This is a genomic window from Halomonas sp. LMYGS-3 (assembly GCF_059509875.1).
Window position 1 is genome coordinate 60,594 of sequence record NZ_JCAKFQ010000023.1, and the last position, 9,686, is coordinate 70,279.

Sequence of the window (9,686 nt, forward strand, 5' to 3'; positions counted from 1 at the left end):
AACAAGGGGGAGTCGACATGATCAGGCAAGGCGAAGGGTGGAAATGGCTGGCACTGGCACTGCTGGCCCTGCTGGCGGCGGGTTGGACATCGCAGCCCTCGGCACAGACCGGCGAACAGCGTAGCGTCGCCATGCCCGCCGAGGGGCGGGCGGTATCGGTGGCCGTGGCGATCAACAAGGGGCAGGTGCTGCAGTTTCCCCGGGCGGTCGGGGTGGTGTCGGTGGGCAACCCCGAGATCGCCGATATCGTGGTGATGGGCTCCCGCCAGCTCTATGTGCTGGGCAAGTCCACCGGCACCACCAACGTGGTGCTCTGGGACCGCTCGGAGAACGTCGAGGGCACCCTCAACGTCACCGTGACCCACGACCTGGAGACGCTCAAGAGCAACCTGCACGACCTGCTCCCCGGCGAGAACGTCCAGGTGCGCTCAGCCCAGGAGGGCATCGTGCTCAGCGGCGAGGTCTCCAGCGCCGAGCGGCTGGAAACCGCGCTGCGCCTGGCCAACCGCTTCGCCGGCGGCGGCGAGGGAGCCGTGCTCAACCTGATGCAGGTGGGCGGCGCCCAGCAGGTGATGCTCGACGTCAAGGTGGCGGAGGTGTCGCGCTCGCTGGTCAAGCGCCTGGAGGCCAACTTCAACGTCTTCAACGTCGGCTCCTCGGCGCTGCGTATCGGTGGGGTCAGCGGTGGGGCCAGTTTCCCGGATGCCATCTTCCAGGGGGGGGATGGCCTGGGAAGTGCCAGGATTCCGGTGTTCGGCGGCGGCACGCCCATCGGCCCGGTGGTGTCCGAGTTCTCGCCGGCCACCGCCACCATCGAGGACACCGGCATCTTCGCCAGCTACCAGCGCAGCGACTACCTGCTCAACCTGGTGCTGGATGCGGCCAGCCGCGAGGGGGTGGCCAAGATCCTCGCCGAGCCCAACCTCACCACCCTGACCGGGCAGCCGGCCCAGTTCCTCGCCGGGGGCGAGTTCCCCATTCCCGTGCCCCAGGGCAACGGCCAGGTGGCCATCGAGCACAAGGAGTTCGGCGTGGGGCTCGGCTTCCTGCCGGTGGTGCTCGACTCCGGCACCATCAACCTCAAGGTGGACGTCTCGGTCTCCGACCTGGTGCCGGCCAACAGCCTGCGGGTCGGGGTCGGCGACCAGGTGGGCGCGCAGTTCTTCGTGCCGGCACTGGTCAAGCGCAGCGCCAGCTCCACGGTGGAACTGGCCACCGGCCAGACCATCGCCATCGCCGGCATGCTCAACGAGAGTCTGCGCGAGAACGTCTCCAAGCTGCCGGGCCTGGGTGAGGTGCCGGTGCTGGGGGCGCTGTTCCGCAGCCAGGAGTTCATCAAGGAGCAGACCGAGCTGGTGATCTTCGTCACCCCGCGGCTCGCCCGCTCCTTCGCGCCGGAACAGGTGCGGCTGCCCACCGGCTCCTTCGTGCCGCCCAACGACCTGGAGTTCTACCTGCTGGGCAGCTTCCGGTCCCTCACGGAGCGCGACAACCCCCGGCCGCGGCCCACCAGCTTCGACCTGGAGCTGATGTCGAGCCGCCCGGAGGGCGGAACCGAGGGCCGCTTCGGCCATGACCTCTGATCGCTGTCGCTGCAACCATTCGGGAGAACGCATCATGTTTCATTCACATACCGTCCTGTCGTTCCGCCTGCCGCGACACGCCTGGCTACCGGCCATCCTTGTCAACCTGTTGCTGGCCGGCTGCGTGGCACCGAAGCCCGGCGCCGACCTGCCGCCCTTCGGCGACAGCGTGCACCACACCAAGTCGATACAGACCTACGAGCCCGGCGACGAGGTGACGCCATTGCACGGCGACAAGGCGGCGGAGGCCATGCGCACCTATCGATTGTCGCCGGCCGGTGGCGGGCAGGCGCCGACGAGTTCGCTGCCCTGAGGTCGCGCCTGTTCCGACAACTTCGATGACAAGCAGGTGATGCAATGCGTAAACGGCTCGAGATACTGCTGGCGGGAAGGGCCCGGGAGGAGCTGAAGGCCCTGGAGTCGCTGCTGTGCAGCCAGGCGGACATCCAGGTGAGCTCCCGGCTGATGGTCAATGGCAGCGTCGACCCACTCGAGGGCGTCTCGCCCCTTCCCGATGCCCTGATTCTGCTGGTCGGCGAGCGCTGGGAGGCCGAGCTGATGACGCTGTGCGAGCGGCCGACCGGCGAGCGCCCGCCGCTGCTGGTGGTGGGGCCCAAGGGGAACGTGGAGCTGATTCGCCTGGCCATGCGCGCCGGCGCCCGGGACTTCTTCTCGCCGCCCATCGACGATGGCGAGATCCTGCAGTTCCTGAGGGAACTCGCCCGCGACCGGCGCCAGGAGCCCGGCCGGGTGGCGCGCACCATCGCGGTGATCAACGCCAAGGGCGGCTCGGGGGCCAGCCTGGTGGCCGCCAACCTGGCCCATCGTCTGGCCAAGCAGGGGCGTGGCACCGTGCTGGTGGACCTGGACGTGCAGTTCGGTTCGCTGCCGCTCTACTTCAACCTGGTACCGGACCACGGCCTGGTGCGGGCGCTGGAATCGGCCGACAGCCTCGATGTCCTGGCGCTGGAGGCCTACCTGCGGCGCCACGAGAGCGGGCTGGGGCTGCTCGCCTCCTCGCCGGGGGATCGCCTGAGCCTGGGCGAGGTGCCGGAAGGCCGGGTCGAGCAGCTGCTGCAGGTGCTCGCCCAGGCCCACGACGAGGTGGTGATCGACCTGCCGCGCTGGATCAACGGCGCCACCGCTTGCGTGCTGGAGCGCGCCGATCACATCCTGGTGGTGATGCAGCAGGGGGTGGCGCACCTGCACGATGCCCAGCGCCTGCGCGACATCCTCCTCCACGAGCTCGGCCTGCTGTCGTCGCGGGTCAGCGTGGTGGTCAACCGCTACGACAAGCGCAGCGACATCGACCTCGAGGCCATCGGCGATGCCCTGCCGGGCCTGGCGCTGCGCACCCTGCCCAACGACTTCAAGCAGGCCTGCCACAGCATCAACGTGGGCAGCCCGCTGCGTGAGATCGCCCCCAGGTCGCCCCTGACCCGCCAGCTCAAGGCGCTGGCCGAGGCGCTGGACGCACCGTCGCCCGGCGCCGGCCCGCCCCGCAAGCGCTCGCTGCTGGGCTGGGCCCTGCCGGGGCGGCATTGAGCGACGGGCAGGCCAAGGCCGGGATGATGGCAACCGGATATAGAGCAAGGCGGACATAGAGCAAGGAGAGTGGCGATGAACCTGCGAGATCGAATGACCCCTGCCGTAGACGTCGACCCGCGTTCGAGCTGGGGAGGGCGCGGGCCCGGCCGACTCTCCCCGGCCGAGCAGGAGTACAAGCAGCGGCTGTTCCGCCAACTGGTCAAGGTGATGGACCTGACCCTGCTCAGCACCCTGGAGGAGCGCGAGGCCCGGTCCCAGGTACAGCAGGTGTGCGAGTCGCTGATGAGCAAGGAGACGCTGCCGTTCAACGCCGCGCTGCGCCAGCGCATCGTCACCGAACTGCAGGACGAGGTGTTGGGGCTGGGGCCGCTGGAGACGCTGCTGGCCGACAAGACGGTATCGGACATCCTGGTCAACGGCACCACGCCCATCTACGTGGAGCGCCGCGGCAAGCTGGAGCAGACCGAGCTGCGCTTCGACAGCGACGCCCACCTGATGACCATCATCGACCGTATCGTTTCCAGCGTCGGGCGGCGCATCGACGAGTCCTCGCCGATGGTGGATGCGCGACTCAAGGATGGCTCGCGGGTCAACGCGGTGATCCCGCCGCTGGCCATCGACGGTCCCATGCTGTCGATACGCCGTTTCGCGGTGGAGCGCCTGGGGGTGGAGAGCCTGATCGAGTACGGCAGCCTCTCGGCGGAGATCGCCCGGCTGATGGAGACGGTGGTCAAGGCGCGGCTCAACGTACTGGTCTCCGGCGGCACCGGTGCCGGCAAGACCACCCTGCTCAACGTGCTGTCGGGCTTCATTCCCCACGACGAGCGCATCGTCACCATCGAGGACTCGGCGGAACTGCAGCTGCAGCAACCCCATGTGGGGCGCCTGGAGACCCGGCCGCCCAACATCGAGGGCAGGGGCGAGGTGAGCCAGCGCGACCTGGTGCGCAACAGCCTGCGCATGCGCCCCGACCGCATCGTGGTCGGCGAGGTGCGTGGCGGCGAGGCCTTCGACATGCTGCAGGCCATGAACACCGGCCACGACGGCTCGCTGACCACCATCCACGCCAACACCCCGCGCGATGCCCTGACGCGCATCGAGAACATGGTGGCCATGAGCGGCTACCAGCTGCCGGCCCAGGCGCTGCGCTCGCAGATCGCCTCGGCCATCGACGTGGTGGTGCAGATCGAGCGCCAGGAAGACGGCGTGCGCCGCCTGGTCAGCGTGCAGGAGGTCAACGGCCAGGAGGGCGAGATCATCACCATGTCGGAGATCTTCCGCTTCGAGCGCGAGGGCATGGACGCCGAGGGCAGGGTGGTCGGCCGCTACCTGGCCACCGGGGTGGTGCCCGGCTTCCATGACCACCTCAAGCGCCGCGGGCTCGATCCGGGCCTGGAGATCTTCCAGAACAGCGGGGGGCAACGGTCATGGATCTGATCAGCCTGGACATCGAGCTCTCCGACCGAGCGATCGTCATCGGCATGGTCTTCATCGCCGTCTTCCTGCTGGTACAGAGCTTCCTGGTGCCGGCCTTCGGCGAGAACCGCCAGGCCCAGAAGCGCCTCAAGAAGCGCCTGCGGGCGATCTCCGCCGAGGCGGAGCGCAGCGAGATCTCCCTGGTGCGGCGCAAGTACCTGCGTGAACTCTCCCCCCTGGAGCGGGCCCTGGAAGCCCTGCCCGGCATGGAGCGGGTGGAGCAGCTGGTCGAGCAGGCCGGCCGCGAGACACCCGCCTACCGGGTGGTGCTGCTGGCGCTCTTCCTGGGGGCTGGCGCCGGTGTGGCGGGGTTCCTGCTGCTGCCGTTGCCCCTGGCGATATTGCTGGGGCTGGGGGCGGGGGCCTTGCCCTTCCTGAGCCTGACCCGCGCCCGCAGCCGGCGCCTGGCCCGCTTCGAGGAGCAACTGCCGGATGCCCTGATCGTCATGGCCCGGGCGCTGCGCGCCGGCCACCCCTTCAGCGATGCCATGCACCTGGTGGCCGAGGAGATGGCCGAGCCCATCGCCGGCGAGTTCCGTACCGCCTTCATGGAGATCAACTACGGCGGCGACGTGCGCGGCGCCATGCTCGGCCTGCTGCGGCGGGTGCAGAGCGTGACGGTGATGATCTTCGTGACCTCGGTGCTGATCCAGAAGGAGACCGGCGGCAACCTCGCCGAGCTGCTCGATGGCCTGGCCGCCGTGGTACGCGACCGCTTCCGCTTCCACCGCAAGGTGCGCACCCTCTCGGCCCAGGGGCGCATGGCGGCCTGGATCATCTCGCTGCTGCCCTTCGTGCTGGCGGGCGTATTGACCCTGGTCTCGCCGAACTTCATTCCCATGCTGACCCAGGATCCGACCGGTCGGCAGCTGGTGGTGGCGGCCTTCGTGATGATCGTCATGGGGATCCTGTGGATGCGCAAGATCGTGCGCATCGAGGTGTGAGGAGGGCATGACATGGAAACCGTAATGGTGTGGCTGGAGCCGTTGAGTGAACTGCTCGATGACCCCCAGGCGATACAGTTGGGCTTTGCCGCCATGCTGGGCCTGGCGATCTTCGCCCTGTTGATCGCCGTGCTGCTGGTGGTGATGGGCATCTCCGACCCGCTGCGCCGGCGCCTGCGCCATCTGGAGGCCAGTGCCACCGGTGAGGGGGTGGCCGGGGAATCGGGCCTGGGCCAGTGGCTGGGCCCCATGGGCGAGCGCCTGGTGCCTACCGAGGAGGAGGCCAGGAGCCGCATCGCCCGAGAGTTGCGGCGCGCCGGCAAGCGCTCGCCGGGGGCGGTCAACCTCTTTTTCGGGGTGCGCCTGCTGTTCACCGTGGTGCCGCCGCTGCTGCTGCTGATCCTGGTGGTCCCCTTCGTGCGCATCGACCCGGCGATCAGCATCATGCTGGTGGTGCTCACCGCCATCGCCGGCTACCTGCTGCCGCGCTTCTGGCTGGAGCGCACCATCAAGCGCCGCGGCCTGCTGCTGCGCCGCGGCCTGCCCGATGCCCTCGACCTGCTGGTGGTGTGCAGCGAGGCGGGGCTGGGCCTGGGCGCCGCCATCCAACGGGTCGCTCGCGACCTGGAGGTGAGCCACCCGGAGCTGGCCGAGGAGCTGCACCTGTTCGGCCTGCAGACCCGCGCCGGCATGGACAACAAGGCCGCCCTGCGCGACCTGGAGGAGCGTACCGGCGTCGACGACATCCGCGGCCTGGTCACCACCCTGCTGCAGAGCATGCGCTTCGGCACCAGCATCGCCATGACCCTGCGCATCTACGCCGTGGAGCTACGCGACAAGCGCACCCAGGAGGCCGAGGAGAAGGCCGCCAAGGTCAGCACCAAGATGCTCTTCCCGCTTGTCTTCTGCGTCTTTCCCAGTTTCTTCGTGGTGGCCCTCGGGCCGCCACTGTTGGGGGCCATGGCGGCCCTGGCCGGTCGCTGAGCCGGCACCACTCGATAACGACGATAACCAGCATTCGGGGGAACCTGTCATGACAACCCAACATCACCTTCGCATCGCCTGTGTGGCGCTCGCTCTGTCCCTGAGCGGCTGCGCCAGCACCGCCCAGCAACAATCCGGCGCGGACCCTTATGCGTCGCTGGGCAGCAGTGGCTCTTCGGTCGAGTACAGCACGGCCTTCCCGGTCGCCTCGCCGGAGGAGGCCTACCGCAACGGCGATGCCGCCCTGCGCGCCGGCGACCCGGACCGGGCGCTGTTCGAGTACCTGCGCGGGCTGCGCATGGAGAAGCGCCCGCAGGCCGATGCGCTCTACCGGGTCGGCATCATCCATCATGGCCGCGGCAACCACGACCTGGCCGAGAAGGCCTATCGCTGGGCACTGGAGGTCGACGCCAACCACCTGGGGGCGAGTACCGCCCTGGGGGTCGCCCTGCTCGAGCAACGCGACTTCGAAGGGGCCCGGCAGCACCTCGAGCCGCTGGTCGCGCGGGGCAAGGCCCCCTGGCAGGCCTACAACGCCCTGGGGGTGATCGCCGACATGAGCGGCGAGCATGGCCAGGCCCAATCCCACTTCGAGAAGGCACTGGAGATCGCCCCCGGCACACCGCGGGTGCTCAACAACCTGGGCTACTCGCGCTACCTGGCCGGCGACTGGCCGGGGGCGCGCCAGGCGCTGCGCCGCGCCGTGAGCGCCAATCCCAACTATGAGCTGGCCTGGCGCAACCTGGGGCTGGTCTACGCTCGGGAAGGCGACCACGAGACGGCCATCGAGGCCGTGGCCCGCAACGGCGACCGCGCCAAGGCCTACAACGACATCGGCTATATCTCGATGCTCGAAGGTCGCTATCAGGATGCCATGGGCTTCTTCCACGAAGCCATGCGCCTGTCGCCGGCCTATTACCTCACCGCCAGCCAGAATGCCCGCAACCTCGACAGCCTGTTGCGGCGCAATGGCGGTGGCAGGCTCGAAGAGTGAGGGCATGGGGCCCGTTAGCGGATGGCCAGGCAGGGGAGGAAAGGAGCATGACAGGTCAGAAACGGCAGCGCGCGTCGCTGCACAGACAGCGGGGGACAGAAACCGTCGAGTTCGCCATCTCGGCGACGCTGCTGTTCCTACTGCTGTTCGGCATCATCGAGTTCAGCGTCGCGCTCTTCGACAAGGCGACCCTGACCAATGCCAGCCGCGAAGGGGCGAGGACCGGCATCCTCTTTCGGCCGGACCCCAGGGATATCGCCGCCGAAGATGCCGCGATCGAAGAGGCTATCCGTGACTATGCCGAGCAGTACCTGATCTCCCTAGGGGGGCCGGCGGAGATGGCTATCAGCATCACGCGCTCCGATCCGAGCATGCCTCCCGGCAGCGACGTGGTCATCACCGTTGATTACCCCTACCAGTTCCTGTTGCTGCCCGGCTTTATCGGCACCCTGGGCGGGATCCTGGAGCTCTCTGCCACCACCACCATGCGAGCGGAATAGCCATGAATACACCTACCTCTCGACGCGCTGGCTGGCGCCATGGCGCCCCCGGCCGGCAGGGCGGCGTCTCCATCGTGCTGGTCACACTGGCGCTCTTCATGCTACTGGCCTTCACCGCCCTCTCGGTCGACGGGGGCAACCTCTTCGTGGCCCGCAACGAGTTGCACAACGCCGCCGATGCCGGCTCCCTGGCCGGTGCCAGGATGCTCTATACGGCGGATGGCAGTTCGGTCAATCCCGGCGCCAACCAGATCGCCACCGATGCGGCCCAGGCCAACAACAGCCAGAACACTCCGTCGGAGGTGATCAGTGCGCTGCGTGGCCACTGGAGCTTCGCCAACCGCACCTTTACCCCCGACGACTCCCTGGAGCCGGTGAACCTGACGACCAAGACCACCGAAGAGCTGGATCAATATGATCCCTTTGACCCTTTCATCAATGCCGTGGAGGTGGTAACCGCCAGGGAGCAGACCCAGGTGGAGGCCTTCTTCGGCCGGGTGCTGGGCTTCGAGGGCTATGATGTCACCGCCCGCTCGGTGGCCTATATCGGCTTCGCTGGTACGCTGCGGCCCGAAGACGTGGATCAGCCGATCGCCTTGTGCAGGCAGGCGCTGGAGAATCCGGATGGCAACTACTCCTGCGATGTGGGGCGCTTTATCCCCGAGGGTGACCAGACCGGCGGCTGGACCAACTTCGAGCATGACCAGAGCGGCGCCACCAATGCCAACGAACTCAGGAACCTGGTGTGTGGTGACGGCAACCCCAACGAGATGCACTACGGCGAGGATATCGCCACCAACAACGGCCAGGTGCAGTCGGCCTTCAGTGACCTCTACGACTGCTGGGTGGAGGCAACGGAGCGTGAGATCACCTGGACCCTGACCCTCCCGGTGATCGACTGCGAGGATGGCGTCGCACCCAGCAATCCCCTGGTGGGTGCGGTCACCGTGCATATCGTCTGGATGATCAGCAACAATCAACCCCTGAGCCAGATCGATCAACACGCGCCACAGCAGATGAGCCTGGCACCGGATTCCGAGGATGTCGAATGGCCCGGCGACTGGGAAAACAGCAGCACGAGCGGCACCGAGCGCTGGGACGACTTCGTCGGCCACTTTGGCCTGCAGTCCCAGAACGGCGACCCCGCCGACTGGCGAAAGATGAGTATCTACTTCCTGCCCAGTTGCGACTATCACGAACCCAAGGGCCAGACGGGGGGCGAGAACTTCGGCATTCTGGCGCGAATACCCGTCCTGGTGGACTAGCCGCCCGAGCCCCCTTGGCGCTGGCCGACTGCCTTGCAGCCAGCGCCCTTTTTATTTTTGTGCGTTGCGAACTGGCGGGAAAGCCCAGCTCCCACAAGGCAAGCAACTGCGCGTCCTGATAGAAGCCCCCACCGGCAGGGAATACTACCACCCTGTGGGAGCCACGCTTTGCGGGGCGATGGCGGCGCGAAGCGGCGCTGGGCGGTTACCCGCAACCGCAGCGACAACCGCCAAGGCGCCTGCGGCGCCAATCGCTCGGCGGAGCCAAGCTCCCAGTGCGCCCGTGAAGGCGTGCACACAGTGCGGTGAGAGTCCGCACCGGGGTAAGCCATGACCCCGTAGCCGAAGGTAACTGCGTCGCCGCGAGGCGGGGTGGGGAGCAACCGGAGGCG

The 9,686-nt window shown here is 67.9% G+C and carries 9 protein-coding genes; all 9 read left to right on the plus strand.

Features of this window, described 5'->3' with window-relative positions:
• Nucleotides 1-17 precede the first annotated feature (17 nt).
• Nucleotides 18-1,583, plus strand: a complete 1,566-nt coding sequence (locus AC5W54_RS17720; RefSeq protein ID WP_495963417.1) for a type II and III secretion system protein family protein — start codon at nucleotides 18-20, stop codon at nucleotides 1,581-1,583.
• A gap of 34 nt (nucleotides 1,584-1,617) precedes the next feature.
• Nucleotides 1,618-1,896, plus strand: a complete 279-nt coding sequence (locus tag AC5W54_RS17725; RefSeq protein WP_495963418.1) for a hypothetical protein — start codon at nucleotides 1,618-1,620, stop codon at nucleotides 1,894-1,896.
• Nucleotides 1,897-1,940: 44 nt separating this feature from the next.
• Nucleotides 1,941-3,128 carry a CpaE/TadZ family protein gene (locus AC5W54_RS17730; RefSeq protein WP_495963419.1) on the plus strand — a complete coding sequence of 396 codons (1,188 nt, stop codon included), beginning with the start codon at nucleotides 1,941-1,943 and terminating at the stop codon, nucleotides 3,126-3,128.
• A gap of 75 nt (nucleotides 3,129-3,203) precedes the next feature.
• On the plus strand, nucleotides 3,204-4,568 hold the full coding sequence (locus AC5W54_RS17735; protein WP_495963420.1) for a TadA family conjugal transfer-associated ATPase: 1,365 nt from the start codon (nucleotides 3,204-3,206) through the stop codon (nucleotides 4,566-4,568).
• Nucleotides 4,559-5,551 (plus strand): type II secretion system F family protein, encoded by a 993-nt coding sequence (locus AC5W54_RS17740; RefSeq protein ID WP_495963421.1) that lies wholly within the window; start codon nucleotides 4,559-4,561, stop codon nucleotides 5,549-5,551. Before AC5W54_RS17735 ends, AC5W54_RS17740 begins: the two co-directional genes overlap by 10 nt.
• A 12-nt stretch (nucleotides 5,552-5,563) precedes the next feature.
• Entirely contained in the window at nucleotides 5,564-6,535 is a 972-nt protein-coding gene (locus tag AC5W54_RS17745) for a type II secretion system F family protein (protein ID WP_495963422.1), read from the plus strand.
• 49 nt (nucleotides 6,536-6,584) lie between these two features.
• Nucleotides 6,585-7,529, plus strand: coding sequence for a tetratricopeptide repeat protein (locus AC5W54_RS17750; protein WP_495963423.1), 945 nt, complete (start codon nucleotides 6,585-6,587; stop codon nucleotides 7,527-7,529).
• Nucleotides 7,530-7,576: 47 nt separating this feature from the next.
• The gene (locus AC5W54_RS17755; protein WP_495963424.1) at nucleotides 7,577-8,029 is read left to right on the plus strand and encodes a TadE/TadG family type IV pilus assembly protein; all 453 of its coding nucleotides are present in this window, start codon (nucleotides 7,577-7,579) and stop codon (nucleotides 8,027-8,029) included.
• Nucleotides 8,030-8,031: 2 nt separating this feature from the next.
• A complete protein-coding gene (locus AC5W54_RS17760; RefSeq protein WP_495963425.1) occupies nucleotides 8,032-9,294 on the plus strand; it encodes a TadG family pilus assembly protein in 1,263 nt (420 codons plus the stop codon).
• Nucleotides 9,295-9,686: the final 392 nt, after the last annotated feature.

Excerpts from the sequence above, each read along its gene's own strand:
- AC5W54_RS17750 (WP_495963423.1), top strand. The coding sequence starts at position 6,585 with ATGACAACCCAACATCACCTTCGCATCGCCTGTGTGGCGCTCGCTCTG.
- AC5W54_RS17720 (WP_495963417.1), top strand. The coding sequence starts at position 18 with ATGATCAGGCAAGGCGAAGGGTGGAAATGGCTGGCACTGGCACTGCTG.
- AC5W54_RS17725 (WP_495963418.1), top strand. The coding sequence starts at position 1,618 with ATGTTTCATTCACATACCGTCCTGTCGTTCCGCCTGCCGCGACACGCC.
- AC5W54_RS17760 (WP_495963425.1), top strand. The coding sequence starts at position 8,032 with ATGAATACACCTACCTCTCGACGCGCTGGCTGGCGCCATGGCGCCCCC.
- AC5W54_RS17755 (WP_495963424.1), top strand. The coding sequence starts at position 7,577 with ATGACAGGTCAGAAACGGCAGCGCGCGTCGCTGCACAGACAGCGGGGG.
- AC5W54_RS17735 (WP_495963420.1), top strand. The coding sequence starts at position 3,204 with ATGAACCTGCGAGATCGAATGACCCCTGCCGTAGACGTCGACCCGCGT.
- AC5W54_RS17730 (WP_495963419.1), top strand. The coding sequence starts at position 1,941 with ATGCGTAAACGGCTCGAGATACTGCTGGCGGGAAGGGCCCGGGAGGAG.
- AC5W54_RS17740 (WP_495963421.1), top strand. The coding sequence starts at position 4,559 with ATGGATCTGATCAGCCTGGACATCGAGCTCTCCGACCGAGCGATCGTC.
- AC5W54_RS17745 (WP_495963422.1), top strand. The coding sequence starts at position 5,564 with ATGGAAACCGTAATGGTGTGGCTGGAGCCGTTGAGTGAACTGCTCGAT.